27 protein-coding genes and 1 pseudogene are annotated in these 24,671 nt (G+C 61.6%); 8 read left to right on the forward strand and 20 right to left on the reverse strand.

The annotated features are described in order from the left end of the window. Window positions 1–9: 9 nt before the first annotated feature. From ACWHY3_RS17555 to ACWHY3_RS17570, 4 genes and pseudogenes are all read right to left on the reverse strand, one after another. A pseudogene (locus ACWHY3_RS17555) lies at window positions 10–999 on the reverse strand (multicopper oxidase domain-containing protein); the annotation flags it as partial. Then, window positions 969–1,172, reverse strand: a complete 204-nt coding sequence (locus ACWHY3_RS17560; RefSeq protein WP_087719668.1) for a hypothetical protein — start codon at window positions 1,170–1,172, stop codon at window positions 969–971. The pseudogene ACWHY3_RS17555 and the gene ACWHY3_RS17560, both read right to left, overlap by 31 nt. After that, window positions 1,159–1,824, reverse strand: a complete 666-nt coding sequence (locus ACWHY3_RS17565) for a response regulator transcription factor (protein ID WP_087719667.1) — start codon at window positions 1,822–1,824, stop codon at window positions 1,159–1,161. The genes ACWHY3_RS17560 and ACWHY3_RS17565 overlap by 14 nt, the downstream gene beginning before the upstream one ends. Window positions 1,825–1,833: 9 nt before the next feature. Further along, entirely contained in the window at window positions 1,834–2,331 is a 498-nt protein-coding gene (locus ACWHY3_RS17570) for a cupredoxin domain-containing protein (protein ID WP_087719666.1), read from the reverse strand. 404 nt (window positions 2,332–2,735) lie between these two features. Between ACWHY3_RS17570 and ACWHY3_RS17575 the strand changes: the two genes are divergently transcribed. Next, window positions 2,736–3,182 carry a DUF411 domain-containing protein gene (locus ACWHY3_RS17575; protein ID WP_087719665.1) on the forward strand — a complete coding sequence of 149 codons (447 nt, stop codon included), beginning with the start codon at window positions 2,736–2,738 and terminating at the stop codon, window positions 3,180–3,182. Between the two features lie 51 nt (window positions 3,183–3,233). On the opposite strand, the gene ACWHY3_RS17580 is transcribed toward ACWHY3_RS17575, so the two are convergent. Further along, a complete protein-coding gene (locus tag ACWHY3_RS17580; RefSeq protein ID WP_179208907.1) occupies window positions 3,234–3,743 on the reverse strand; it encodes a cytochrome b in 510 nt (169 codons plus the stop codon). A 327-nt stretch (window positions 3,744–4,070) separates the two neighbouring features. Beyond that, window positions 4,071–6,251, reverse strand: a complete 2,181-nt coding sequence (locus tag ACWHY3_RS17585; protein WP_448127123.1) for a malate synthase G — start codon at window positions 6,249–6,251, stop codon at window positions 4,071–4,073. Between the two features lie 235 nt (window positions 6,252–6,486). Between ACWHY3_RS17585 and ACWHY3_RS17590 the strand changes: the two genes are divergently transcribed. The 3 genes from ACWHY3_RS17590 to ACWHY3_RS17600 all read left to right on the forward strand — a co-directional run bounded on the left by ACWHY3_RS17590 (window position 6,487) and on the right by ACWHY3_RS17600 (window position 9,231). Beyond that, complete coding sequence (locus ACWHY3_RS17590) at window positions 6,487–7,488, forward strand: alpha/beta hydrolase (protein WP_303855676.1); 1,002 nt, start codon at window positions 6,487–6,489, stop codon at window positions 7,486–7,488. Next, window positions 7,485–8,018 (forward strand): hypothetical protein, encoded by a 534-nt coding sequence (locus ACWHY3_RS17595; RefSeq protein ID WP_087719661.1) that lies wholly within the window; start codon window positions 7,485–7,487, stop codon window positions 8,016–8,018. Before ACWHY3_RS17590 ends, ACWHY3_RS17595 begins: the two co-directional genes overlap by 4 nt. A 100-nt stretch (window positions 8,019–8,118) precedes the next feature. Continuing rightward, complete coding sequence (locus tag ACWHY3_RS17600) at window positions 8,119–9,231, forward strand: aminotransferase class I/II-fold pyridoxal phosphate-dependent enzyme (protein WP_087719660.1); 1,113 nt, start codon at window positions 8,119–8,121, stop codon at window positions 9,229–9,231. A 10-nt stretch (window positions 9,232–9,241) separates the two neighbouring features. Here ACWHY3_RS17600 and ACWHY3_RS17605 read toward each other — a convergent pair whose 3' ends face one another. Next, window positions 9,242–10,762, reverse strand: a complete 1,521-nt coding sequence (locus ACWHY3_RS17605) for a YifB family Mg chelatase-like AAA ATPase (RefSeq protein WP_448127124.1) — start codon at window positions 10,760–10,762, stop codon at window positions 9,242–9,244. A gap of 199 nt (window positions 10,763–10,961) precedes the next feature. Further along, window positions 10,962–11,288 (reverse strand): accessory factor UbiK family protein, encoded by a 327-nt coding sequence (locus ACWHY3_RS17610; protein ID WP_087719658.1) that lies wholly within the window; start codon window positions 11,286–11,288, stop codon window positions 10,962–10,964. A 306-nt stretch (window positions 11,289–11,594) separates the two neighbouring features. Here ACWHY3_RS17610 and ACWHY3_RS17615 point away from each other — a divergent pair, with 306 nt between their 5' ends. The 3 genes from ACWHY3_RS17615 (at window position 11,595) to glnK (ending at window position 13,717) form a co-directional block, all read left to right on the forward strand. Continuing rightward, window positions 11,595–11,933, forward strand: a complete 339-nt coding sequence (locus ACWHY3_RS17615) for a P-II family nitrogen regulator (protein ID WP_071231037.1) — start codon at window positions 11,595–11,597, stop codon at window positions 11,931–11,933. Window positions 11,934–11,958: 25 nt separating this feature from the next. Further along, complete coding sequence (locus ACWHY3_RS17620) at window positions 11,959–13,209, forward strand: ammonium transporter (RefSeq protein WP_448127125.1); 1,251 nt, start codon at window positions 11,959–11,961, stop codon at window positions 13,207–13,209. Between the two features lie 169 nt (window positions 13,210–13,378). Further along, window positions 13,379–13,717, forward strand: a complete 339-nt coding sequence (gene glnK, locus ACWHY3_RS17625) for a P-II family nitrogen regulator (protein ID WP_087719656.1) — start codon at window positions 13,379–13,381, stop codon at window positions 13,715–13,717. Window positions 13,718–13,964: 247 nt separating this feature from the next. Here the strand turns inward: glnK and ACWHY3_RS17630 are convergent, their stop codons facing one another. Beyond that, on the reverse strand, window positions 13,965–14,741 hold the full coding sequence (locus tag ACWHY3_RS17630) for a ferredoxin--NADP reductase (protein WP_087719655.1): 777 nt from the start codon (window positions 14,739–14,741) through the stop codon (window positions 13,965–13,967). Between the two features lie 154 nt (window positions 14,742–14,895). Here ACWHY3_RS17630 and ACWHY3_RS17635 point away from each other — a divergent pair, with 154 nt between their 5' ends. Further along, entirely contained in the window at window positions 14,896–15,822 is a 927-nt protein-coding gene (locus tag ACWHY3_RS17635) for a LysR family transcriptional regulator (RefSeq protein ID WP_087719654.1), read from the forward strand. A 28-nt stretch (window positions 15,823–15,850) separates the two neighbouring features. Here the strand turns inward: ACWHY3_RS17635 and ACWHY3_RS17640 are convergent, their stop codons facing one another. The 11 genes from ACWHY3_RS17640 to ACWHY3_RS17690 all read right to left on the reverse strand — a co-directional run bounded on the left by ACWHY3_RS17640 (window position 15,851) and on the right by ACWHY3_RS17690 (window position 24,614). Then, on the reverse strand, window positions 15,851–16,279 hold the full coding sequence (locus tag ACWHY3_RS17640) for a baeRF12 domain-containing protein (protein ID WP_448127126.1): 429 nt from the start codon (window positions 16,277–16,279) through the stop codon (window positions 15,851–15,853). Between the two features lie 88 nt (window positions 16,280–16,367). Continuing rightward, window positions 16,368–16,637, reverse strand: coding sequence for a hypothetical protein (locus ACWHY3_RS17645; protein ID WP_087721073.1), 270 nt, complete (start codon window positions 16,635–16,637; stop codon window positions 16,368–16,370). After that, window positions 16,627–18,258 (reverse strand): IS66 family transposase, encoded by a 1,632-nt coding sequence (gene tnpC, locus ACWHY3_RS17650; RefSeq protein ID WP_179208974.1) that lies wholly within the window; start codon window positions 18,256–18,258, stop codon window positions 16,627–16,629. The genes ACWHY3_RS17645 and tnpC overlap by 11 nt, the downstream gene beginning before the upstream one ends. 28 nt (window positions 18,259–18,286) lie before the next feature. Then, complete coding sequence (gene tnpB / locus ACWHY3_RS17655) at window positions 18,287–18,631, reverse strand: IS66 family insertion sequence element accessory protein TnpB (protein WP_087721071.1); 345 nt, start codon at window positions 18,629–18,631, stop codon at window positions 18,287–18,289. After that, window positions 18,628–18,918: an IS66 family insertion sequence element accessory protein TnpA gene (gene tnpA / locus ACWHY3_RS17660; protein WP_087721070.1), complete on the reverse strand. Its 291-nt coding sequence runs from the start codon at window positions 18,916–18,918 to the stop codon at window positions 18,628–18,630. The genes tnpB and tnpA overlap by 4 nt, the downstream gene beginning before the upstream one ends. Before the next feature lie 204 nt (window positions 18,919–19,122). Next, window positions 19,123–19,512, reverse strand: coding sequence for a RidA family protein (locus ACWHY3_RS17665; RefSeq protein ID WP_256961283.1), 390 nt, complete (start codon window positions 19,510–19,512; stop codon window positions 19,123–19,125). Between the two features lie 14 nt (window positions 19,513–19,526). Next, window positions 19,527–20,255, reverse strand: a complete 729-nt coding sequence (locus tag ACWHY3_RS17670) for an amino acid ABC transporter ATP-binding protein (protein WP_087719673.1) — start codon at window positions 20,253–20,255, stop codon at window positions 19,527–19,529. A 115-nt stretch (window positions 20,256–20,370) separates the two neighbouring features. Further along, window positions 20,371–21,480: an amino acid ABC transporter permease gene (locus ACWHY3_RS17675; protein ID WP_087719652.1), complete on the reverse strand. Its 1,110-nt coding sequence runs from the start codon at window positions 21,478–21,480 to the stop codon at window positions 20,371–20,373. A gap of 1 nt (window position 21,481) precedes the next feature. Continuing rightward, window positions 21,482–22,672 (reverse strand): amino acid ABC transporter permease, encoded by a 1,191-nt coding sequence (locus ACWHY3_RS17680; protein WP_448127127.1) that lies wholly within the window; start codon window positions 22,670–22,672, stop codon window positions 21,482–21,484. 227 nt (window positions 22,673–22,899) lie between these two features. Then, on the reverse strand, window positions 22,900–23,928 hold the full coding sequence (locus ACWHY3_RS17685) for an amino acid ABC transporter substrate-binding protein (RefSeq protein ID WP_448127128.1): 1,029 nt from the start codon (window positions 23,926–23,928) through the stop codon (window positions 22,900–22,902). A gap of 311 nt (window positions 23,929–24,239) precedes the next feature. After that, window positions 24,240–24,614, reverse strand: a complete 375-nt coding sequence (locus ACWHY3_RS17690; RefSeq protein ID WP_448127129.1) for a VanZ family protein — start codon at window positions 24,612–24,614, stop codon at window positions 24,240–24,242. Window positions 24,615–24,671 lie beyond the last annotated feature (57 nt).

Consider the following 24,671-nt stretch of genomic DNA (forward strand, 5'->3'; position numbering starts at 1 on the left):
AAAGCCTCCTCAAGAAACCTGAACAACGCGGAACATGCCGGCATCCATGTGGTAAAGCAGATGACAATGGAAGGCCCAACTGCCTTCGGCATCCGCCGTGATCAGCGCCGAAACCCGCTCGCCAGGCTTCACGTTCAGGGTGTGCTTGCGTGGAATCAGCTCGCCTTGACCGTTTTCCAGCTCCATCCACATGCCATGCAGGTGAACGGGGTGCTCCATCATGGTGTCATTAATCAGGATCAGGCGTAGGCGCTCATTCTTTTCGAAGTGAATGGGGCCTGAGACTTCGCTGAACTTCTTGCCGTCGAACGACCACATGTAGCGCTCCATGTTGCCGGTGAGGTGAAGCTCCAGCTCACGGCCGGGTTCGCGGCGGTCGGGCCAGGGCGTGAAAGATTTCAGGTCGCGGTAAACCAGCACGCGGCGCTCATCGGGATCAATGCCAATGCCGGGCTGGCCAAAGCGCGACCCCGGCTGTGCTTCACCAGCAGCCAGCATGCCGTTCTCCCGGATTTTGGCCTGTTCACTCTCCATGCCCTGCATTTCACTATCAGACATGCCTGAGTGATCCATGCCCTTCATATCGCCGTGGTCCATGCCCTCCATATTGCCGTGGTCCATGCCCTCCATCCCACTCGCGGACATGTTGGAATGATCCATACCGTCCATGTGGACGCTCATAGCCTCCATGCCGCGGTCGGCAATCTGGCGGCGCTCAGGGATCTTCGCCTGCATACCTTCGCGTGGGGCCAACGTGGCGCGGGCGTAGCCGCTACGGTCCATGGATTCGGCGAAAATCGTATACGCCTGATCGTCTTCGGGTGACACCAGAACGTCGTAAGTCTCGGCAACGCCAATAAGGAATTCATCCACGGGCACAGGTTGAACCGGCTGGCCGTCGGCGGCCACCACGGTCATTTTGAGGCCAGGGATGCGAACGTCGAAGTAGGACATCGCCGAGCCGTTAATCACCCGCAACCGCACGCGCTCACCCGCCTTTGCGTGATCGCGTACGCCGCTTCGCGTTTCAGACGCTCGCCCAGGAAGTCCTTGGCCAGGCTTTCCAGAAACACGCCGTGCAACAGCCACGTCAGGCCGACCACGAGCAACGCGACGCCCCCTAGCCAGGTCAGCAGACGCACCCGCAAGCTGCGTCGGTCAACGTGAAACAAAGATATAACCTTGGCCGCGGCGAGTCTGGATGACCGACTTGCCCAGGTAGCGACGCAGGCGTGCCACGTAAACCTCGACCAGGTTGGGGGCGGCGGCGTCTTGCTCCAGGGCGTAGAGTTGCTCCAGCAAGCGTTCCTTGGAGTGTATGCGGTCTGGGTGATGCATCAGGTAGCGCAGCAGCCGATACTCGGTGGCGGTCAACGAGCGCCATGCCGCGCCTGCACTGCAGACTCGCTGGCCCGCTTCATCCAGCGACACGCCATTCAGCGTGACGACTTGGGAGACTTGCCCGGACCGCCGGCGCAACAGGGCCTTCAGGCGCGCCATCAGTTCGGCTTCGTGGAAGGGTTTGGTGAGATAGTCATCGGCCCCGGCCTCCAGGCCGACCACTTTGTCTTCCCAGGTATCGCGCGCAGTGAGTATCAGAATCGGCATGGTGCGCTTTTGCTTGCGCCATTGCACCAGCAGATCCAGTCCCGAGCCATCGGGCAGGCCCAGGTCCACGATGGCGAGCACGTATTCTTCGGTGGCCATGAAAGACGCAGCCGCCTGGACAGAGGCGGCCACATCGACCAGGTAACCGTTGTCTTTCAGACTCTCCGCCAGGCTTTCCGCCAGCAGGTCATCGTCTTCCAACAGCAACAGTTTCATCGCGCTACGTCACAGGTTGATATCGCCATACATGCCGGATTCGTAATGCCCTGGAATGTTGCAGGCATATTCGAGGTGCTCGACACCGGTGGGTGCCGTCCACACCAGTGTTCTGGTTTCCCCCGCGCCGATGGTAACCGACGGCATCCGTCCGCCGTGCTCGCCTTCCGCCATGTCATGACCGCCGTGACCGCCGTGACCACCGTCGCCGTGGCTGCCCATCTCTTGCATCATTTCGCGGTGGGCTTCCTGGGCGGATTCGTCACCGATCACGAACTCATGCTCGATGCTACCGGTATTGGTGATCTCGAACTTGACGGTCTCGCCCGGGGCAATGTTCATTTCCTCGGGATCGAACCACATATCGCCAGCTTCAACGCTGATCGTACGTTCCACTTCGGCATTGCCGTTCGCCCCGTGGCCGCCCTCGTGCTCGCCTTCGGCCCAGGCTGTTACGGTCATGCCGCTCATGATGGCAAGCGTCAATGTCAGGGATGTCTTCTTCATACTCGGTACCTCATCGCGTGCAAGTATCAAACTACTGACTGGGCATTTATAAGATACCAGCCTGAAACGAGCCTGAACCCTTTGATGAGTCATGTCTGGTCGGCCTTGCGTCTTCCCCCGCCAGTTGACCGATCCATGGGTATTTTCCTGGCGGACGGCATGGCACGCTTGACATGAAGGCAAACCATAGGTTGTAAGCTTGAAAAGGCTATTCAACATCACACTACCATCAAGAGGCCCCTATGAATGCCGACTGCTTCGCATTAATGGGTTCCATGGGGTGGCTAGGCTGGCTCATGCCCCTCACACTTTTATTACTCGTCGGGTTGAGCATTGCCTCGCTTACCAAATATCTATTCCACCGCTCTTAGTGGTTGTCAACGCCACCCAATCAGGAAAACACCATGAAAGGAACTTCGCTCTCGTTATGGATCTCGGGCGTGTTGTTGCTGGGCACCTCAGCGGCCCAGGCAGCCCTGCCCGATGAAGCGACAATTTACAAGGATCCACAGTGTGGTTGCTGTGATGGCTACGTGCGCCATCTGGAAGAACAGGGCGTCAACGTCACCAACGTGCATGACGCCGAGCTGGGTAAAATCAAGCAACAAGCGGGCATCCCCCATGGCCTGGGCTCATGCCACACTATTGCAATGGGGGGGTACTGGATCGAGGGCCACGTGCCGATGGAGGCCGTAAAGGCACTGTTCGAAGAACGGCCCGAGGTGGACGGCATCGGATTGGCGGGAATGCCGACGGGGACACCGGGCATGCCCGGCGAACAAAGCGCACCTTACGATATCTACTCGTTCAGCGATCAAGAACATGCACCATTCATGACGCTGGAACCATAACCGACCTGGCCTGGCGAGTCATGCCCGCCAGGCCACGGCAGCCGGCTTCCCTCAGGTGTTCGCTTTCCCCACCATGCGCTTTAGCGTGCCGTCTCGACGGATCAGATGGTGAAACAGCACCATGAACACGTGTCCCATCACCAGTGCCGTCAGCACATAGGCAAACAGGCCATGGAGCGCCTGAGCCGCTTCCGCCAGCGGGGTGTCGAGCCCCTTGGTCACCAGATGACCGAAAAGTTGCACGCCGTAGCCTTGCAGCAAACCGCTCAACGGTACCATGAGCAGGACCACATAGAGGAAGACATGCCCCAGCAGTGCCGCTTTGCTCTGATGCGGCGGCCGGTGGCGCATTTGGCGGCAAAGCCAGAGCAGGCGTACCACGACAAGCGCCAACACCGTCACGCCAATCGTCATGTGCCATGGCTGCACGTATTGGCTCAGCCAATTGCCCGGTTGCCAGCGACTCATGTAGACACTGGTGAGTTGCAGCGTGACCAGCAGAGCGGTTGCCCAGTGCAGCAAGCGGCTAATCGCGCCGTAGCGTTCACGTGAATCCGTCATGGCCATTGGCGTTTCCTCCTCCTGGTTTCTTGTTCTTGTCTCCATGATCCATAAAAGAAGGCAAATGGCTCGGCCGCGCGCAACGTACCGCGGCTGAACGGCAGCGCAGTACCGTCGAGACCTTGGGGTAGCATGGCATAAGCCTCTCCCGGTTCAGGAACACGGCAGGTTATACGCCATGAAACTGAAACGACGCTTAATAAATACGCCATCACGGACGCTCGATACCATGTGGCGAGTCACGGGGAGGTGGGAAGCGGGAAGCGGGAAGTGGGGAGTGCCTGGGTGTCGCCTGCCATCCGGACAGGCGACACACATGACCATCGCTTAGTGCTTCGCCTTGTGCACCGCGCGCCAGTGGTGCAGCAACGGCTCGGTGTAGCCGGAGGGCTGCTCGCGTCCCTTGAAGATCAAATCCGAGGCGGCCTGGAAGGCGGTGGAGTCGGCCAGATGCGAAGTCATCGGCGTGTAGCCGGGGTCGCCGGCATTCTGCTCGTCCACGACCTTGGCCATGCGCTCCAGCGTCTCGCGCACCTGCGCTTCATCCACGATGCCGTGGTGCAGCCAGTTGGCGATGTGCTGGCTGGAGATACGCAGCGTGGCACGGTCTTCCATCAGCCCGACATCGTGGATATCCGGCACCTTGGAACAGCCGACGCCATGTTCGACCCAACGCACCACGTAGCCGAGAATGCCCTGGCAGTTGTTGTCGAGCTCCTGCTGGATCTCTCCGGCGCCCCAGGCGGCCTTGGGGTCGACCGGCACGGTCAGCAGGTCATCGAGCAGGTCGGTTTCGCCCTGATCTTCCAGGTCGCGCTGAATGGCGTCCACATCGATCTGGTGATAATGCAGCGCATGCAGCGCCGCCGCCGTCGGTGACGGCACCCAGGCAGTGTTGGCGCCGGCCTTCGGATGCCCCACTTTCTGCTCGAGCATCGCCGCCATCAGATCCGGCATTGCCCACATGCCCTTGCCGATCTGGGCCCTTCCGCGCAGCCCGCAGGCCAGCCCGATTTGTACGTTGCTGCGCTCATAGGCGGCGATCCACTTGCTGCCTTTCATGTCGCCCTTGCGCAGCATCGGTCCCGCGTTCATGGCGGTATGCATCTCGTCGCCGGTACGATCGAGGAAGCCGGTATTGATGAAGGCGACCCGCGAGGAGGCCGCGTCGATGCAGGCCTTGAGGTTGACGGAGGTGCGGCGCTCCTCGTCCATGATGCCCATCTTCAACGTGTTCGCAGGCAGCCCGAGCAGTTGCTCGACACGCCCGAAAAGCTCGTCGGCAAAGGCGACTTCCTTGGGGCCGTGCATCTTGGGCTTGACGATATAGAGCGATCCGGCACGCGAGTTGCCACGCTCCTGCTTCAGATCATGCAGGCCGATCAGCGAGGTCATCACCGCATCCAGAATGCCCTCGGGAATCTCGTTGCCCTCGCCGTCGAGAATGGCGGGCGTAGTCATCAGGTGGCCGACGTTGCGCACGAACATCAGCGAACGGCCCGGCAGTGTCAGCGAGCCACCGTCCGGCAGGATATAGTCGCGATCCGGATTGAGGCGTCGGGTGACGGTCTTGCCGCCTTTCTCGAAGCGCTCCTCGAGATCGCCCTTCATCAGGCCGAGCCAGTTGCGATAGACCAGCGTCTTGTCTCCGGCGTCCACGGCAGCGACGGAGTCCTCGCAATCCATGATCGTGGTGACTGCCGCTTCGACCAGCAAATCCTTGACGTGCGCCGGGTCCGTCTTGCCGATCGGATGCTCGGCATCGATCTGGATCTCGAGATGCAGGCCATGGTTGGAGAGCAGGATCGCCTCGGGGGATGCCGCGTCGCCGCGGAAGCCGACGAACTGGCCGGGGTTCTTCAGGCCGGTGTCGCGCCCGCCTTCGAGCGTGACCGACAGCCGGTTGTCGCGAATGGCATAGCCAACCGCTTCCCGATGCGACCCGGTGGCCAGCGGTGCCGCCATATCGAGCACGTTGCGTGCGTAGTCGATCACCTTGGCGCCCCGCTTGGGGTTGTAGCCGCTCCCCTTCTCGGCGCCATCGGCCTCGTCGATCGCGTCGGTGCCGTAGAGTGCATCGTAGAGGCTGCCCCAACGCGCATTGGCCGCGTTGAGTGCATAACGCGCATTGTTGACCGGCACCACCAGCTGCGGCCCGGCCTGGCGCGCGATCTCGGCATCGACGTTGGTCGTGGTGGCCTGCACGTTGGCCGGCGCCTCGACCAGATAACCGATCTCCTTCAGGAAGGCGCGGTAGGCCGACATGTCCTTGATCTCGCCCGGATTGGTCCGGTGCCATTCATCAAGCCTGGACTGAAGCCGATCACGCTCGGCCAGCAGTTCCCGATTGCGGGGAGCCAGGTCGTGAACCAGCGCATCGAATCCGGCCCAGAACGCCTCGGCCTCGACGCCGGTGCCCGGCAGGACTTCGTCGATGATGAAGCGCTCGAGCTCGGCGGCTACCTGTAGCCGGTGATGAGTGGTACGTTTTGTCGTATCGGATGTCATGTCAGCCTCCAGATCGGCAGTCGCTCGGGCCACGGCTGTCTGCTTGCAACGCCATCGAGCCCGAAAGAGCGTTTGTGGAAAATATTTCCATAACCGTTCGACATCATAATCAGCCCGGCGGGCGTTGTCTCCTTCGACCTTCGTTACCACCATCGTTACCCACCAGCCCGCCTAGGGCCTGTCATGGTCTCGACAGCACACGGCGAGTAGCATAGAAGGACCAGGAGACATACGCATGCTCGACTTTTCGCCACTGAAGGCCGTTGGCACCGTCCGCCATATCGAAGCGCCCGCCGATTCGCCGCTGGCGAGCTATCTCGACCACTACCGGCTGGCGGCACTACTGCAAGCCGATGACGATATCCGGCTCCATGCCGGCTTTCTGCAGGCCGAGGGAGAGGGAGGCCGAACCTTCGAACTGTGGACCCAGGTATGGGCCCCGCCCGCGCCTCGCGGAACGATCTTCGTGGTTCACGGTTACTTCGATCATCTCGGTCTTTATGGCCATCTGCTCGAGCGCCTGCTGGCACAGAACTGGCAGGTCGTGATGTGGGATCTGCCCGGACACGGGCTCTCCAGCGGCGCCCGAGCGACCATCGATGACTTTACCGATTACGTGAAGTGCTTCAACCACATCGAACGGCAGATAGCGGATTTGTCTCTCGCCCCGGGGCCGTGGCTGGCGATCGGACAGAGCACCGGCGCCTCGATCGTGGCCACCGATGCGCTGGCTCGCGGCGAACAGGCGCCCTGGCAAGGCCTGGTACTGCTGGCGCCGCTGGTCCGCCCCTGGGGCTGGAACCAGTCACGCTGGCTCCACCGTATCGCCAGCCCCTTCGTGGATACCATTCCCCGCAAGTATCGCGCCAACACCACCAACCTCGATTTCGCCGATTTCCTGCGTCTTCACGACCCGCTACAGGACGATCATCTGGCCTTGACCTGGGTCACCGCCATGCGCCGCTGGATGCCGACACTGCTCAAGCGCCCGCCCAGCGGGCTGCCCGTGCTGATTCTGCAGGGGGAACAGGATCTGACCGTCGACTGGAGCTGGAACCTGAAGGCACTGCGCAGGAAGTTTCCGCAGGCCCAGGTGGTGCGCCACCCTGAGGCTCGACATCACCTGGTCAACGAGGCGGAGCCGATTCGCCGCGTCCTGTTCGCGGCGCTCGACGACTTCCTGACGCGCTTCGCCGCGACACACCCACCCACCCCCCTGACCAAGCCGGTGCCATGAAATCACTGTTCGACACGCTCCTGCTCGGCGCGCTGCTGGTCATGCTTCCCGTCATATTAGGCGGCTGCGCGGGACTGGCTCCGGGCCCGCCGGACGCTCGCGAAGCGCTGCAGGGGCTGGCGGACAACGCGGCGCACGGATTGCTCGAGGCTCCGCCCTGGGCGCCCGCCGACCCTGCTGCCGTCACGATCCTGCTGCAGCCGGCGGAGGTCGACGCCACCTTGCCGATCACGCCCGACGCGCTCAATGAAGCGTTGGCACGCGGGCTGCTGAGCCAGGAAAATTCCCCCCATGTCCTGGACTGGATGCCCGCCTCGATGTCGCGGAGCAGCAGCGAACAGTGGCTGCTGCAGGCTCGTCTGAGCGCCGAGGCACCGCCACTGCGCTTGAGCGACCGCGTCCTGCAACCCTATCGGCTGCAGTTCGACCTTTCCCGGCCGGGAGACGAGCGCTCCCACTGGCAGTGGCAAGCCAGCGGTGCGGTGGATCTCGATGCGCTGCCGGAGACCGAACCCATGCCGGCACCGTGAGCCTCGCCGGCAATCACCCGCTATCCTTGTCCGCCATCGCCAACTGTTACTCTCAACCACGACCGCCATTCACATCGCCAACGTCATCACCGAGATGCCCATGTCACGCTTTGCTCGTCACCTCGTCGACCAGGACGGCCCCCACAACCCGTTCCCCGGGCTGCAGGCGCTGGAACGCCGCCTAGGTCATTCACTCCCCCACCGCATCGGCTCCAATGAGGGGCTCGACATGCCCCACCGCGCACTGACGGCGCGATTCGGCAGCGAGTTCGCCGATCTCGCCCGCACCTACGGCGACGCCGAAGCGTGGCAGGTTCGCCGGCTGCTGGCCGAAAGCCTGACGCTGCCGGAAGATGCCCTGCTGGTGGACGCAGGCGCGGACAGTCTGATGGCGCTGACGCTGCGCGCCCTGTGCGAACCGGGCGACACGGTCATCACCAGCGCGGGTACCTACCCGACCTGGAGCTACTTCGTGCGCGGGCAGGGCTGCCGTCAGGTGGAAGTCGAGTATGCCGCCGGCCCAAAATATCTGGCGCCGGATCTCGGCGCGCTGGCGGCCGCGGCCAACCGCGAGAACGCCCGCGTCGTCTATCTCGCCAACCCGGACAACCCAAGCGGCCACCTCCACAGCGACGCCGACGTGCTGGCGCTGCGCGAGAGTCTTCCCGACGACTGCACGCTGGTGCTGGACGAGGCCTACCATGACTTCCGCGACGATGCGTGGTCGCCGGCCGCCAGCGCGGTATGGCCCGGCGTGATCCGGCTCCGTACCTTCTCCAAGGCTCATGGGCTCGCCGGCCTGCGCGTCGGTTATGCCATCGCCACGCCGGAAACCCACGCCATGCTGTCGAAGGTGAGGATTCACTACGCCGTGTCGTCGCTGGCGCTGGCGGCCGCGGAGACCGTGCTGATGCATCCCGACGAAACTCGCGAGCACGTGGCGGCGGTCGTGAACCGGCGCGAGGCGCTGAGCCAGTGGCTGCGCGACTGCAGCGCCGAAGTGCTGCCCAGCACGACCAATTTCGTCGCGCTGCGACTGAACGATGCCGAACAGGCCAAGAGGGTTCACCAGCGGCTACTGACGGAGGGCACGCTGATTCATCGGCCGGCACACCCGGCATTGGGTCACGTGCTGCGTATCAGCGCGCTCGATGACGCGCTGGTGCCAGGAAGACTCGAGACGCTGGCCTCGGCGCTGCCAGACGGGATTTGAGCAGCCCGGATCAGGCGCGCGTGGGGTCGTTGGCCTTCAACATGCGATCCAGCTGGCGATAGCCGATCGCCTCCATCAGTTGCGCCTTGCCGACTCGCGCTTCACCGCCGAGGTCGGCCAGGGTCAAGGCCACGCGCAGCACGCGATGGTAGGCCCGAGCCGAGAGGTTGAGGCGGTCCAGCACGCTGGCGAACCACTGACGTTCATCCGAGGATAGCGCGCATGCCGCTTCCAGCTCGGGGCCCGGCAGATGGGCATTGAGTGATCCTCGCGCCTGCTGGCGCTCGCGGGCGGCAAGCACCCGCTCCATCACGCTGGCGGAAGACTCGCCGGGCGTCTGGTCGGTGAGCTGCGTCGCGGGTAGCGCCGGCACTTCGACCTGCAGATCGATGCGATCCAGCAGCGGCCCGGATAGCCGCGACTGGTAGCGCTGGATCTGCGCCGGGCTGCAGTGGCAGCGCTGACGCGGATCCCCGAGATGGCCGCAGGGGCACGGGTTCATCGCGGCAACGAGCTGGAATCGGGCCGGAAAGCGGCGCTGATGATTGGCCCGCGAGATCAGGATCTGGGCGGATTCCATCGGCTCCCGCAGGACCTCCAGCACATGACGGTCGAACTCCGGCAGTTCGTCCAGGAACAACACGCCCTGGTGCGCCAGCGATATTTCGCCGGGCCGCGGCCGTGAACCCCCGCCCACCAGTGCGACACTGCTCGAGGTGTGGTGCGGGTTGCGAAACGGCCGCTGCCCCCAGCGCTCCATGATCGGCAGACCGCAGACCGAGCGCACGGCCGCGACCTCGAGCGATTCGTCCTGGGTCAGTGGCGGCAGGATCCCGGCCAGGCGGCTCGCCAGCATGGTCTTGCCGGTGCCGGGCGGCCCCGCCAGCAGCAGGTTGTGCCCACCCGCTGCCGCGACTTCCAGCGCTCGGCGCGCCTGATGCTGACCTTTGACGTCCGCCATGTCGGGCTGCGCCACGCGAGCGCGAATTGGCGCGCCAAATTGGTGCGGGGTGAGTTTCTCGCGACCCAACAAATGACCCACCACCTCGAGAATGTGCCCTGCCGCGAAGACTTCGACGCCATCGGCCAGCGCGGCTTCGTCGGCATTGGCGAGCGGAACGATAAGGCCGCGTCCTGCCCGGCGCGCCGCCAGCGCCGTGGGCAGAACACCGGTAACGGGACGTAGCGCCCCGTCCAGCGCCAGTTCGCCGACGACCTCGAGTTTCTCGGCCGCTTCGACAGGGACCTGGCCCGATGCCATCAGGATGCCAAGTGCAATGGGCAGGTCGAAACGCCCGCCATCCTTGGGCAAGTCCGCAGGCGCCAGGTTGAGCGTGATACGGCGGGAGGGGAATTCGAACCCGGCATTGATGAGCGCACTGCGAACCCGCTCGCGACTCTCCTTGACCGCCGTCTCCGGCAGCCCGACCAGCGTCAGCCCCGGCAGGCCGTTACTGAGATGCACTTCGATCAGGACTTCCGGGGCCTCGAGCCCGAGGCTGGCGCGAGCGCGCACGATGGCAAGGGTCATGTCGTCTCCCAGGTCGGCACCTGGGCTGTCGCCGCAGGCCAATAGCATGCCAGAGCGGCATGCCCTTCAGCCTATACAACTACATTCTGTTACGCGTTATCGCAACCGTTGGTAACGACAGGAAGCGGATATGTCGCAATACGGGGTTCGACGGGAGCCAGCCATCCGGAAGATAGGCCCCGATAGGGACTCGTTTCGATCAGGGCTTCGTGCCATCCGCGCTGCCATCCACGTCATCGGCGGGCGGCGCATGGGGCTCGATCTTGGGCTGGGACGCCTGCTCGCTCTGGAGCGTGTTTTCCAGCGCGGCGACCTGCTCCTCCAGCGCCTCGACGCGCTCCCGCGTGCGCTGCAGGACTTCCATCATGATGTCGAAATCTTCCCGGGAGACGATTTCCATGCGCTCCAGCGCCCCGCGCAACACGCCCTGCACGTTACGCTGAATATCCCCCGGCGCCTGAGACGCGCCATGCAACCTGTCACCCAGTTGTCTGGTCAAGCGTTCGAATCGATCCTGTGCCGACATGACGTTCTCTCCTTGCTGCCTGATGCGTTGATAACCCGGGCTTTGATGATAGTGCCTCGAAATAGTGCCTCGATGGCTAGCCATTCAGCATACGCAAAGTCGCGCCATCTCGCTTGCGCACAAAAGGTGCAGACGCAAAACCCGAATGCATTTCTTTGGTGCATTTGCCTTGGACGCCAGAGACGAATTGGCACGACGAACCGCCCAATACTTCCTTAAACCATTGATTTTTAAATAATCTTGCGCGAGTGGCATGTGTTCTGCCTGTAACCTGAAGGCGCAAGCCGACTACGGGAGAGATAAGGGATGAAACTCATCACCGCCATCATTAAACCCTTCAAGCTCGACGATGTGCGTGAAGCACTGGCCGACAACGGCGTGCAGGGCATCACCGTCACAGAAGTGAAAGGGTTTGGTCGTCAGAAAGGCCATACCGAGCTGTACCGCGGCGCGGAGTATGTCGTCGATTTCCTGCCGAAGGTGAAGGTCGAAGTCGCTGTCGAAGACGACCGTGTCGATGGTGTGCTGGATTCGATCCGCAATGCCGCCAACAGCGGCAAGATCGGCGACGGCAAGTTGTTCGTCACGCCACTCGAAGATGTGATCCGGATTCGCACCGGGGAACGCGGGGCCGACGCCGTTTGACGGCGCGGAACGAGGAGACAAAAGAATGAATGATCAAGTAGTTCAACTTTCCTATGCGCTCGACACCTTCTACTTTCTGGTGACGGGTGCGCTGGTGATGTGGATGGCGGCCGGTTTCGCCATGCTCGAGGCGGGCCTGGTACGCGCCAAGAACACCACCGAAATCCTGACCAAGAACGTTGTCCTCTACGCCATTGCCTGCACCATGTATCTGCTGGTCGGCTACCACATCATGTACTCCAGCGAGAGCGGCGGCTTCTTCCCGAGCCTCGGCTTCCTGATCGGTGCGGAAAACAGCGTCGACGACGTGATGTCCAGCGGCGGTGACGTCTACTATTCCGCGCGTTCCGACTTCTTCTTCCAGGTCGTCTTCGTCGCGACAGCCATGTCGATCGTCTCCGGTGCCGTTGCCGAACGCATGAAGCTGTGGGCGTTCATGATCTTTGCCGTCATCATGACCGGCTTCATCTACCCCATCCAGGGCTACTGGAAGTGGGGCGGCGGTTTCCTCGACGCAGCCGGTTTCCAGGATTTCGCCGGTTCCGGCGTCGTCCACCTGTGTGGCGCGACTGCCGCTCTGGCCGGGGTTCTGCTGCTGGGCGCACGCAAGGGCAAGTACGGCAAGAACGGCGCGATCTACGCCATCCCGGGCGCCAACCTGCCGCTGGCCACGCTGGGTACCTTCATTCTGTGGCTGGGCTGGTTCGGCTTCAACGGTGGCTCCGAGCTGATGGTTTCCAATGTCGATGAAGCCAACGCCGTCGCTCAGGTCTTCGTCAATACCAACGCAGCCGCAGCCGGTGGTGTCATCGCCGCGATCATCCTGGCCAAGCTCTGGTTCCGCAAGGCGGACCTGACCATGGCATTGAACGGTGCCCTGGCCGGCCTGGTCGCCATCACTGCCGAGCCGCTGGCCCCGACCGCTCTTGGCGCCACGCTGATCGGCGCAGTGGGCGGCCTGCTCGTGGTCATCGCCATCGTGACCCTCGACAAGGTCAAGGTCGACGACCCGGTCGGTGCGATCTCCGTCCACGGTGTGGTTGGCATCTGGGGCCTGATCGCCGTTCCCCTCTCCAACGGTGACGCCACCTTCGGTGCACAGCTGCTGGGTATCGTGACCATCTTCGCCTGGACCTTCATCGCCAGCCTTATCGTCTGGGGCATCATCAAGGCGGTCATGGGCATCCGGGTCTCCGAAGAGGAAGAATACGAAGGCGTCGACATCGCGGAATGCGGTATGGAAGCCTATCCTGAATTCAACGTCGGCAAGAAGTGAGCCGATACACCGAGTGAGCTGGCGTGCTCCCCTGGCCCCCTTCGGGGGGCCTTTTTTAATTCCCGCGATTGGCGGTGTATGCTTAAACTATCAACCGTCGAGTATTCATAACGGCTACTCAAAGACTTGAGCGCACATCATCCGCCTATCGCACGCGAGGAGAACTTCCATGAAACTGGTTACCGCCATTATCAAACCGTTCAAACTGGACGACGTGCGTGAGTCTCTATCCGAGATCGGCGTACAAGGCGTTACCGTGACCGAGGTCAAGGGTTTCGGGCGTCAGAAAGGTCACACCGAGCTCTACCGTGGTGCCGAGTACGTGGTCGATTTTCTCCCCAAGATCAAGCTCGAAGTCGCCGTCGATGACAACATGAGCGACCAGGTGATCGATGCCATCACCAAGGTGGCCAACACCGGCAAGATCGGCGATGGCAAGATCTTCGTCTCGCCGCTGGAGCAGGTGATCCGGATTCGGACGGGCGAGACCGGCAAGGACGCGGTCTGAAAACTGGCTGCGCTCGGTCATACGGCGTTAAAAATCAGCTTAAAATGCTCATTTACATCTCGTAAACTCCGCTTTTGCGCTGATTTTTGCCTTGTCTGACCATTCGCTCGCCGACTTTTCAAACTCAAACTTGCCTCGAAATCAGCCCGAAAAAAACCGCCTCCACGGTCCTGCCGTGGAGGCGGTTTTTATTTCCGCTTCAAGCTTACGTCATCACCCGCTCGGCGAGTCGGATCACTTCTCGACCTTATTTTTCAACAAAGGCGCGCTCGATGACGTAATCCCCCGGCTCGCCCATGCGCGGCGAGATGGCGAAACCCAGTTCGTCGAGCAGCCCGCTGGTTTCCTCAAGCATCGCCGGGCTGCCGCAGATCATGGCCCGGTCCTGCTTCGGATCCAGCGGCGGCAATCCGGTATCCTCGAACAGCTTGCCGCTGCGGATATGGTCGGTCAGACGCCCCGTGGTGTGGAACTCTTCGCGAGTCACCGTCGGGTAGTAGACCAGCTTCTCACGGATCTCGTCACCCAGGTATTCATGCGCCGGCAGCTCCTTGGAGATGAAATCGGCATAGGCCAGCTCGCTGACGGTCCGCACGCCATGGATCAACACGACCTTCTCGAAGCGTTCGTAGACTTCGGGATCCTGGATCAGGCTCATGAAAGGGGCAAGGCCCGTACCCGTGGAGAGCATATACAGGTTGCGCCCCGGCAGCAGATCGTCGCAGACCAGCGTGCCGGTGGGCTTGCGGCTGACCATGATCTGATCGCCGACCTTGAGATGCTGCAGACGCGACGTCAACGGGCCGTCCTGCACCTTGATGCTGAAGAACTCGAGATGATCTTCGTAGTTGGGGCTGGCGACGGAGTAGGCGCGCACCAGCGGCTTGCTATCGACTTCCAGACCGATCATGACGAACTGACCATTCTTGAACCGCAGGCTACGCTCGCGCGTCGTCCGGAAGCTGAACAGCGTATCGTTCCAATGGTGAACGCTCAGCACCTCTTCCAAGGCAAACTTGCTCATGACCCGCTCCTTAATCTCTTAACACGGACAGTAATAACGAAAAAGCATAAACTGGTTTCAGAATAGATAGGTTAACTATAAGAAAAGGCCAGTATTCTGTTAAGTGGGTTATTTGGATAACCTATATCCATAAAATCGATAACGGACGCTTCCCATGCGCTATACCCTGCGCCAACTCGAGGTTTTCGTAGCGATTGCCCAGCACCAGAGCGTTTCTCGGGCCGCTCGGGTGTTGTCGATGTCGCAATCGGCGACGAGCACGGCCCTGGCGGAGCTGGAGCGTCAGTTCGACTGTCAGTTGCTGGATCGTCTCGGCAAGCGCCTCAAGCTGAACGCGCTGGGTTTTCAGCTACTGCCCAAGGCGGTCGCCTTGCTGGATCGGGGAGAAGAGATCGAAGAGCTGCTGCAGGGCCAGAGCGGCATCGGCTCGCTGGAGGTAGGCGCCACGCTGACGATCGGCAACTATCTGGCGACGCTGCTGATCAGCGACTTCATGCAGCGCTATCCGGAAAGCCGGGTCAGGCTGCAGGTTCGCAATACCGCCTCCATCGTCGAACGCATCGCCTTGCATGAGCTGGATCTCGGTCTGATCGAGGGCGACTGCCAGCATGACGATATCGTCATCCAACCCTGGATCGAGGATGACCTGACCGTGTTCTGCTCGCCTCGGCATCCGCTGGCCAGCGAAGGCACCGCCGATGTCGAAAGGCTGCTGCGCGAAGCCTGGATCATGCGCGAGGTGGGCTCCGGCACGCGCCGCACGCTGGAACACGCCATGCGGCATCGGCGCGGACGTTTCAATATTCTGCTGGAACTGGAGCATACCGAAGGAATAAAACGCGCCGTGGAATCGGGTCTGGGAATCGGCTGCGTATCGCGCCTGGCGCTGAGAGACGCCTTCCGCCGGGGAAGCCTGGTGCCGATCGCGACGCCCGAGCTGGACCTGACGCGCCGGTTCGCGTTCATCTGGCATCGTCAGAAGTACCTGACGACCGGCATGCGGGAATTCCTGCGGCTATGCCGGGAGATGACCGCCGGTATTCAGCGCAGCGATCAGATCGATCTGCCGCCGATCCCCTGAATCGGCGGCAGGTCACGGAAAAAACGCCTCATGACCAGCCCAGCTTCTGGGCAATCTCCTCTTCGCTGGCTTTCGAGAGATCCTTGTCGATCGTCTGGGTCACGCATTTCATCGTCGTCTTGTCGAGTTTATCGCGTAGATGGCCGAGAAACCTGGGCTCGGCAATCAGGATGATCTCGTCCGCCTTGCCCTGGGTCCGGGCGTCGCGCAGATAGGTTGCAACTTCCTTGGCGAAAAACTCGGCTTCCTTCTCCGAAGTCGCCTGATCATTGCCGGTATGACGCTGGCTGGCGCCAGGGCCGGAGAACGCCTCGCCTTGACCACCGGTTCGCAGATCGCCGGCATGCAAACGCCCCTCGGGATGCGTCAGCGTATGCACTTCGTGCAGTACTCTCGCTTCGCGGGCGAAGATACGGGCGCGTGACGCATCGGCGGCCACGACATAAGTCTTTTCCATGATCGATTCTCCTGTTCCGTGGATCGTGATCCCAGCTTGGTAGTAAGCGTTCATTCGGGGACGTAGTAGACGCCCCCAGGCAAGCTGATCACTTCACTTCATGAAGCGGTGTCAGTAATTGCGGCGAGACTTTGTACTGTGTGGTTCCGTCTTCGGCCAGCACGATCACGCTCTTGCGGTTGATCTTGGTAACGATGCCGAACGCCCGTCCCTCCCGGGTGCTGAAGGAGACCTTGAGCCCGACACGCAGCTGGCTCAGCGCCTGCAGGGTTTCCTGTTCCTTGAGTTCATCGATGCGCTGGCAGATGACGTCATTGAGCTCCAGTAACTGATCGAGGGTCATCTCATCAATGCGCATGGCGAACGGCCTCTGGTGATTCGGGCTGTCTGTGCGGATGACGGGGATCGAGCAACGAGCGTAACGGCTTGTCCGCGAAGTGGGTCTTCCACCGTCTTGGCGTCAGTTGCGCGACCTCCCTGGCCGGGTGTTGGCTGATGCGCTGCAGCACATCCACCAGATAGGTGTACGGATTGACGTCATGCAGTTTGCAGGTGGTGATCAGGCTTTGGATGAGCCCGAGGTGTTCGGCGCCGAGTTCCGTCCAGCAAAACATCCAATTTTTCTTGCCCATTGGAATGGGGCGCAGCGCCCGCTCCAGGTGGTTGGTGTCCGGTTGTACGTCTGGATCTTCCAGGAACACGGTCAGGCTCGCTTCACGGCTGAGCATATAATTCAGGGCTTTGGTCAGCGCATCGCTGGGCAACAGCTCGCCACGTTCCAACTGATCGCGGCACCACTGGAAGAAGTCGTCGACGACTGGCTTCGAGTGCGCCAACCGGTACTGGCGCTTCGTCTCGCCAGTGAGCTGTTGAGCACGGATGTTGTCTTCGTTGTGATAGAGCTTGGCGATCTGCTGAAGCGCCTCGCCAGCCTGCTGCGGATGCTCCTTCTGGGCCTCGATGAAGTAACGCCGGCCGTGGACCCAGCACTGGGCATGGGTAACGCCGTCCTGTGCTGCGGCGTAGCGGGCATAGGCGGCGTACCCGTCGCTGATCAGCGTGCCGGTGAACTGCTCGCTCAGCACCTGCTCGATGTGGCCCCGTCCACGGCTGTTGGAGTAGGTGAACACCACCTCATCGTCATCGCCGTACAGCGGCCAGAACCAGCCGGATTTCATTTTGCCTTTTTGCGGGCCAGCCCGGCCCTGATGGCCGGCCTTGATTGGCGTTTCGTCCATGGCCAGCACCCGGCTGCGCAGCACATTATCGGTCTGGGCATCGACGATGGGGCGCAGCAGATCGATGGCGCGTTTGACCAGGTTGCTCAGCGTGCTGCGGCTGACGGTGACCCCAGCCTGCTGAATGCGCTGATGCTGGCGGTACAGCGGCAGATGGAACTGGAACTTGTCCACCAGCAGTCCGGCCAGCAGGCTGACATCGGCCAGGCTGTTGTCGAGCACGTTGGGCGGCGCCGGGGCGGTCACTGGCTTGTCGGTGCCTTTGCGGCGCAATACCGGGCGTTCGCACTGGAGTACCACATAGCTGGCCGCTCGCTGGGCTAGCCGGAAGGTAGTCTTGGTTCCGAGGATTTCATACCGATCGGCGTCCGGCCCAGTCAGCTCCGGCGGCAGCTGCTCGATGACTTCCACCGGCACATCGGCGCTGAAGCGCAGACCGGTATCGTTCAAGCAGTCATCGTCGCGCTGCTTCTTGGCGGTGCCGCGCTGATAGGCGCCGACCGTGCGCTTGTCATCCTCGGGCGCCTTGTCCGGGACGGGCGCCTGCTCCGGCTGGAACAGGCTGTCCTGTCCCGGCAGGTCAAAGACCTGCTTCTCGGACTTGGGGCCGAACAGCTGCTTCTTGAACCAATCCAGCTGGCGCTGCATCCCCTGAACCTGCTCGCGCAGCAGCGCGTTCTCCTCGACCAGGGCCGAGTGAGACGGTGCGGTGGGTTCAGGCGTGCAAGCAGTTGATTTCATGGCCGCTATTATACCGGACCCTGAGTGCTTACGCTGCTGAAAAACGCTTGAAGCGGCGAACTTTTTGCACCTCAATGCCGTCGATCAGCAGCTGCAGATCGGCCAGCGTCAACGCTCGCTGGCCAGACGCTGACGCACGCACCTGGAACTGACCCCGCTCCAGGCGCTTGGCCCACAAGCAATAACCGGTGCGGCTGAAGTACAGCATCTTCATCTGGGTCTTGCGCCGGTTGATGAACACAAAGTACTGGCCACTGAGCGGGTCGCGGTTGAGCTGGTTGCGTACCAGCGCGCTCAGTCCCCGGAAGGACTTACGCATGTCGGTGGGCTCGGTGCACAGCCAAATCCGGGCCTGGCTATCGAGCCCGATCATCCGTTCTGGCTCAGCCGCAGTTCGACGCCATTACCCAGACTCAACACAATAGTCCAACCTGGCCCGCAAGACGGCGAAGCGCCCATCAATGCCGACAGATCCAGAAAATCCGACTGCTCGGTCTCGGTCGAGTCAGAGACCGGGCTTTCGCAAAGCCGCTTGCGCCAGCTGCGAAAGCTGGCATAACCGATGCCTTGTTGCTTACAGAACTGCAGCGCGGACAGGCCGCTGTGGCGCTGCTGATCAATCAGACCCTGCCATTGGTCCGGAGTGCGGCGCTTGCTCATGAGAGTAACCTCGTGTTGATGAGTGTGAGGTTACTTTAGGGTCACGCTCGCTGGGATGGCAGGGCGTCCTGGAATGAACGCTTACGCTTGGTAGAGATTTCTCCATCGCTCAACCTGCATTGCTCAACCTTGATGACCACGCCGAAACGACGACGCCCCGTGGAAAGCGGGGCGCCGTCGACATCGTCGGGACTCGACCGATCGTTATGCGGGCGGGATCCACGCGATCATATCCACTTCGACATCGGCACCACCGGCCAGCCCCGTGACGCCGACGCAGGTACGCGTCGGCAGCGGGTCATCGAAGTAACTCGCGTAGACGCCATTCACTTCCTCGAAGTGCCCCATGTTGGTGATGAAGACTCGGCTCTGGACCACGTGCTCGAAGCCGCTGCCCACGGCATCCAGCACGATAGCCAGATTCTGCATCACCCGATGCGTCTGCTCCGTGAACGTGCCCAGCAGCATTTCGTTGGTTTCCGGCACGGTCGGCATCTGACCGGTGATGAAGACCAGGTTGCCGACCTTGCAGGCGTGGGAGAACGGTGCGATCGGCTGCGGCGCGCCGTCGACGAAGAGCTTTTCGATACCCATCTCGATGACCTCCCTCAATGACCCAGGATCTGGCTGAGGAACAATTGGGTACGTTCCGAGCGCGGATTGTTGAAGAACTCGGTGGGCGGCGCTTCCTCGATGATCTGGCCCTGGTCCATGAAGATCACTCGGTCGGCCACGGTCTTGGCGAAGCCCATCTCGTGGGTCACGCAGAGCATGGTCATGCCTTCATGGGCCAGCTCGATCATGACGTCGAGCACTTCCTTGATCATCTCCGGGTCGAGCGCCGACGTCGGCTCGTCGAACAGCATCACCTCGGGGCGCATGCAGAGCGCGCGGGCGATCGCCACGCGCTGCTGCTGGCCGCCGGATAGCTGGCCGGGGTATTTCTGCGCCTGATCGGCGATCTGCACCCGCTCGAGATACTCCATCGCGGTCTTCTCCGCCTCGGCCCGTGGCTTCTTCTGCACCCAGATCTGGGACAGACAGCAGTTCTCCAACACGGTGATATGCGGGAACAGGTTGAAGTGCTGGAAGACCATGCCGACATTGCGGCGAATCTGCTCGATCCGCTTGACGTCGTTGGTCATCGGCACCCCGTTGACCACGATCGAGCCCTGCTGGTGCTCTTCCAGGTGATTGATGCAACGGATCATCGTCGACTTGCCGGAACCGGAAGGCCCGCAGATGACGATGCGTTCGCCCTTGGTCACGGTCAGGTTGATGTCGCGCAGCACATGGAAGTTGCCATACCACTTGTTGAGATGATCGATCTCGATCATCGGTCGGTCGCTGCCGGGCTCGGTTGTCGGAGACGCTGTCACTTCGCTCATGGCAATGATTTCCTGATCACGATCTTGTTGTGTGAGGGCATGAATGCGGAGACGTTCATCGCTCTCATCGTTTATGTCCGGTATTCAGACGACGCTCGATGTACTGGCTGTAGCGGGACATGCTGAAACAGAAGACCCAGTAGACCGCCGCCGCGAACACGTAGCCCTCGGTGGAGAAGCCGAGCCAGTTCGAGTCGGTCAGCCCCGCGCGGATGATCGCCAGCATGTCGAACAGGCCGATGATCAATACCAGGGAGGTGTCCTTGAACAGGGCAATGAAGGTGTTGACGATGCCCGGGATGACCATCTTGAGCGCCTGCGGCAGGATGATGAGTCCCGTTCGCTGCCAGTAGCCCAATCCCAGCGCCTGCCCGGCCTCGTTCTGCCCCTTGCCGATCGCCTGCAGCCCACTGCGAATCACCTCCGCCATGTAGGCACTCCAGAAGAACATGATGCCGATCAAGGCTCGCACCAGCTTGTCGAAATCGATGTTACCCGGCACGAACAGCGGCAGCATGACCGAAGCCATGAACAGCACCGTGATCAAAGGCACGCCACGCCAGAACTCGATGAAGATCACGCAGACGCCCTTGACGAAAGGCATCTTCGAGCGCCGCCCCAGCGCCAGGATGATACCCAGCGGTAGCGATCCCACTATGCCTACGACCGCGATCGTCAGCGTCAGCATCAGCCCGCCCCAGGCGCGAGTAGGCACGTGCTGGAGACCGAACATGCCGCCTACCAGCAGGACGAAGGCGATGATCGGAAAGCCGATCAACGTGAACAGCGCGACCCACTTCTTGCGTGGCATTTTCGGGATCGCCAGCCACGCGACCAGGATCGCCAGCAGCGCAAAGACGATATCGACCCGCCAGCGCGCCGCTTCTGGATAGAAGCCATAGACGATGGATTCGAAGCGCGCCGAGATGAACACCCAGCAAGCCCCCTCGCCGGTACAGGCATCACGCGTGGTACCGATCCAGTCGGCGTCGATCACCGCCCATTCGAGGAACGGCCAGACCAATCGCGCCAGTAGCAATATGACCACGATCGAGATGATGCTGTTGATCGGCCCGTTGAACAGATTGGCACGGAACCAGCCGATCACGCCCCGGCTCTGGTCCGGCGCCTCGCGCGCCTCGATCATTTCGGTGCGGAAGGTAGAGTCAGTCATCTCAACGCTCCTTCAGCAGCGTGCGCGCATTGTAGAGGTTCATCAAAAACGACACCGTCAGGCTGATGACCAGATAGACCGCCATGGTCATGGCGATGATCTCGATCGCCTGTCCGGTCTGGTTGAGCGTAGTGCCGGCAAAGACGGCCACCAGATCCGGGTAGCCGATGGCCGTGGCCAGAGACGAGTTCTTGATCAGGTTGAGATACTGGCTGGTCATCTGCGGAACGATGACGCGCATCGCCTGCGGAATGACGATCTTGCGCAGGGTGATGGCCTCCGGCAGGCTCAGCGAGCGCGCCGCTTCGGTCTGGCCATGAGAGACCGACAGAATGCCCGAGCGCACGATCTCGGCGATGAACGCCGCCGTGTAGATCGACAGTGCCAGCCACAGCGCCAGCAGCTCCGGCAGAATATTGATGCCACCACGGAAGTTGAAGCCGGCCATTTCCGGCAGCGCCCACTCGAGCGGCGATCCGGTGGCCAGGAATACGATCAGCGGCAAACCGATGATGATGGCCGCACCGATCCAGTAGACGGGCAGCGCTTGCCCAGTGCGCGCCTGACGCCGCTTGGCGAGCAGCCCGAACACGATCGCGGCGACGATGGCGACCAGCAACGCCCACGGCGTGGCAGAGAACCCGTCCAGCGGCTGAGGGTCGGGCATCACCATGCCACGCACGTTGAAGAAGAAGGCATCGAACAGCGACAGGCTCTGTCGCGGCGATGGCAGTGCCCGCAGCACGGCGTAATACCAGAACAGGATCTGAACCAGCAGCGGGATATTGCGGAAAGCCTCGACGTAGATGGTCGCCAGGCGCGCCAGCAGCCAATTGGGCGACAGGCGTGCGATACCGACCAGGAAACCGATGATCGTTGCCGCCACGATCCCCAGTGCCGATACCAGTAGCGTATTGAGCAGCCCGATGACGAACGTTTTGCCGTAGGTGCTATCGCTGGTGTAGTCGATCAGCGTCTGCGGAATCGAGAAGCCGGCGCGCCCGTCCAGAAATCCGAAGCCGGTGTGGATACCGCGGGCTTCGAGGTTGAGCAGCGTATTGTGAACCAGATAGCCGATAAAAATCGCCAGGGCCAGAAACAGCACGGCCTGGATAATCAAGGCACGAACGGCGGGATTTCGCCACAAGGGACCGTGTCCCCGTCGCGGCAGGGTCGTGGATGGACGCAGCATGAGTTGTCTCTACTCGAGCGTTGAGAGGCACCGCGCCCCGGTGCTCAGACCGAAGGGGCGCGGTGTCGAGAGGACTGTATTCCCAAGAATCTGTTTACGATCTCGCGAGCTAGAGCCAAAAGAGGCGAAAACACTTGAAGAAGCGGAGTTTACATGGGGCTAAATGAGCATCCCGAAGCCGTTTTCAACAATGTTTGGCCGACGCGCAGCAGATCGTAGATAGGTTCTTAGCGAACCGGCGGTGCGTACTGTATACCGCCATCGGTCCACAACGCGTTGATGCCGCGCTCGAGCTCCATCGGGGAATCCATGCCGACGGTACGCTCGAAGACTTCACCGTAGTTGCCGACCATCTTGACGATGTTGTAGGCCCAGTCGTTGCTGATGCCCATCTGCTCGCCGAAGTTGCCGTCCTTGCCCAGCAGACGTGCCACGCCGGGATTCGGCGGGTTGTCGCGCATCTCATCGACATTGTCACTGGTCACGCCCAGTTCTTCGGCGTTGAGCATGGCGAACAGCGTCCATTTGGCGATGTCGAACCACTGATCGTCCCCTTGGCGCACGACCGGACCCAGCGGCTCCTTGGAAATACGCTCGGGCAGAATGGTGACGCTGTCCGGATCCTTGAGCTGCAGGCGCAGCGCCGCCAGTTGCGAGGAGTCGGAAGTCAGCACGTCGCAGCGGCCGCTATCGAAGCCCTGGGCGGTCTGGTCGGGCGTGTCGAACGTCACCAGTTGATAGTCGAGATTGTTGGCCGGGAAGTAGTCGGCGATGTTGAGCTCGTGAGTCGTGCCCGACTGGATGCAGATCGTTGCACCATTGAGCTCCTTGAGGCTACTCACACCGAGATCCTTCGAGACCATGAAAGCCTGGCCGTCGTAGAACGTCACGCCGGTGAAGTTCAGCCCCAGGGCGTTGTCCCGCATGGCTGTCCAGGTGGTGTTGCGTGATAGCACGTCCACCTCACCGGACTGCAGCGCCGTGAAACGCTCTTTGGCCGTCAGCGGGGTAAACGCGACCGATTCGGATTTGCCCAGTGTGGCAGCGGCCATCGCCCGGCAGAAATCGGCATCGATGCCGGTCCAGTGCCCGTCCTGATCCGGTGCAGAAAACCCGGTCAGGCCCGCGTTGACACCGCAGCGGAGAGTACCATTGCTCTTGACGTCATCCAGCGTGGCGGCCTGAACTTGCGTCACGGCCAATGTTCCCAGAGCGGCGATGGAGAGCAGGGACAAGCTTTTGTTCTTGTGGCGCATAATGAAATCAACTCCCTAGCGTTATCGTATAAGTGCATGCCGAGCATGCTCGTACGACAGTAGCAAAGTCCATTCCACATCTGTCTTATTGTGCTTAAAAGTCTATTTTGAATGTCTTTTCGAGGCGGATGCCCCGTCATGACGCCCGGCATCGACATCCCGGCGGCAATAAATTGTTTCAAAACAGTGCTCAAAAAACACAGACGCACCAAAAAGGTGCCTGAGTCGAAGCGCGAGTCAACGTGGCATACATTGGAGATGGGTTATCGATCTTTCCGGCCATTGTCCAGAACGGCTTTCGTCCAGACCGGCTATTGTCCAGACAGACGACGGCGCCGCTTCGACTTCCCGCGTTGAACCAGAGCCAGCAATAGCAGGCCCGCGCCAGCGCCTAGTGCATTCGCGAGAATATCGCCCCAGTCGCCGCCGTGACGCCCCGGCACCCGGACCTGCAGATATTCGATGCCGATACTGAAGGCGACTGTCACGCCACAGGCGACCGACCACCGGCAACCCGTGAGACGCAGACCTGCTGCCAGGCCAGCGTAGGCGACGAAGTGATTGAACTTGTCCCACGGCAGATGCTGCGGCAGGTCGGTAGCCGGGCTCAAGCTGCCCCAGGCGATCCCCGCCGCCCAGATCAAGGTGGCCAGCGCGCACCCTTTTTGCCAGAGGCTCATGGGCATGGGCTCTCTCCTGGTTCGCTCTCTCGCCTGCCAGGGCATCCACTGCATTCTGGGCCA

This window comes from Salinicola sp. NYA28a, from assembly GCF_976982775.1.

Excerpts from the sequence above, each read along its gene's own strand:
- ACWHY3_RS17565 (WP_087719667.1), bottom strand. The coding sequence starts at position 1,824 with ATGAAACTGTTGCTGTTGGAAGACGATGACCTGCTGGCGGAAAGCCTG.
- ACWHY3_RS17570 (WP_087719666.1), bottom strand. The coding sequence starts at position 2,331 with ATGAAGAAGACATCCCTGACATTGACGCTTGCCATCATGAGCGGCATG.
- ACWHY3_RS17575 (WP_087719665.1), top strand. The coding sequence starts at position 2,736 with ATGAAAGGAACTTCGCTCTCGTTATGGATCTCGGGCGTGTTGTTGCTG.
- ACWHY3_RS17580 (WP_179208907.1), bottom strand. The coding sequence starts at position 3,743 with ATGACGGATTCACGTGAACGCTACGGCGCGATTAGCCGCTTGCTGCAC.
- ACWHY3_RS17585 (WP_448127123.1), bottom strand. The coding sequence starts at position 6,251 with ATGACATCCGATACGACAAAACGTACCACTCATCACCGGCTACAGGTA.
- ACWHY3_RS17590 (WP_303855676.1), top strand. The coding sequence starts at position 6,487 with ATGCTCGACTTTTCGCCACTGAAGGCCGTTGGCACCGTCCGCCATATC.
- ACWHY3_RS17595 (WP_087719661.1), top strand. The coding sequence starts at position 7,485 with ATGAAATCACTGTTCGACACGCTCCTGCTCGGCGCGCTGCTGGTCATG.
- ACWHY3_RS17600 (WP_087719660.1), top strand. The coding sequence starts at position 8,119 with ATGTCACGCTTTGCTCGTCACCTCGTCGACCAGGACGGCCCCCACAAC.
- ACWHY3_RS17605 (WP_448127124.1), bottom strand. The coding sequence starts at position 10,762 with ATGACCCTTGCCATCGTGCGCGCTCGCGCCAGCCTCGGGCTCGAGGCC.
- ACWHY3_RS17610 (WP_087719658.1), bottom strand. The coding sequence starts at position 11,288 with ATGTCGGCACAGGATCGATTCGAACGCTTGACCAGACAACTGGGTGAC.
- ACWHY3_RS17615 (WP_071231037.1), top strand. The coding sequence starts at position 11,595 with ATGAAACTCATCACCGCCATCATTAAACCCTTCAAGCTCGACGATGTG.
- ACWHY3_RS17620 (WP_448127125.1), top strand. The coding sequence starts at position 11,959 with ATGAATGATCAAGTAGTTCAACTTTCCTATGCGCTCGACACCTTCTAC.
- glnK (WP_087719656.1), top strand. The coding sequence starts at position 13,379 with ATGAAACTGGTTACCGCCATTATCAAACCGTTCAAACTGGACGACGTG.
- ACWHY3_RS17630 (WP_087719655.1), bottom strand. The coding sequence starts at position 14,741 with ATGAGCAAGTTTGCCTTGGAAGAGGTGCTGAGCGTTCACCATTGGAAC.
- ACWHY3_RS17635 (WP_087719654.1), top strand. The coding sequence starts at position 14,896 with ATGCGCTATACCCTGCGCCAACTCGAGGTTTTCGTAGCGATTGCCCAG.
- ACWHY3_RS17640 (WP_448127126.1), bottom strand. The coding sequence starts at position 16,279 with ATGGAAAAGACTTATGTCGTGGCCGCCGATGCGTCACGCGCCCGTATC.
- ACWHY3_RS17645 (WP_087721073.1), bottom strand. The coding sequence starts at position 16,637 with ATGCGCATTGATGAGATGACCCTCGATCAGTTACTGGAGCTCAATGAC.
- tnpC (WP_179208974.1), bottom strand. The coding sequence starts at position 18,258 with ATGAAATCAACTGCTTGCACGCCTGAACCCACCGCACCGTCTCACTCG.
- tnpB (WP_087721071.1), bottom strand. The coding sequence starts at position 18,631 with ATGATCGGGCTCGATAGCCAGGCCCGGATTTGGCTGTGCACCGAGCCC.
- tnpA (WP_087721070.1), bottom strand. The coding sequence starts at position 18,918 with ATGAGCAAGCGCCGCACTCCGGACCAATGGCAGGGTCTGATTGATCAG.
- ACWHY3_RS17665 (WP_256961283.1), bottom strand. The coding sequence starts at position 19,512 with ATGGGTATCGAAAAGCTCTTCGTCGACGGCGCGCCGCAGCCGATCGCA.
- ACWHY3_RS17670 (WP_087719673.1), bottom strand. The coding sequence starts at position 20,255 with ATGATCGAGATCGATCATCTCAACAAGTGGTATGGCAACTTCCATGTG.
- ACWHY3_RS17675 (WP_087719652.1), bottom strand. The coding sequence starts at position 21,480 with ATGACTGACTCTACCTTCCGCACCGAAATGATCGAGGCGCGCGAGGCG.
- ACWHY3_RS17680 (WP_448127127.1), bottom strand. The coding sequence starts at position 22,672 with ATGCTGCGTCCATCCACGACCCTGCCGCGACGGGGACACGGTCCCTTG.
- ACWHY3_RS17685 (WP_448127128.1), bottom strand. The coding sequence starts at position 23,928 with ATGCGCCACAAGAACAAAAGCTTGTCCCTGCTCTCCATCGCCGCTCTG.
- ACWHY3_RS17690 (WP_448127129.1), bottom strand. The coding sequence starts at position 24,614 with ATGCCCATGAGCCTCTGGCAAAAAGGGTGCGCGCTGGCCACCTTGATC.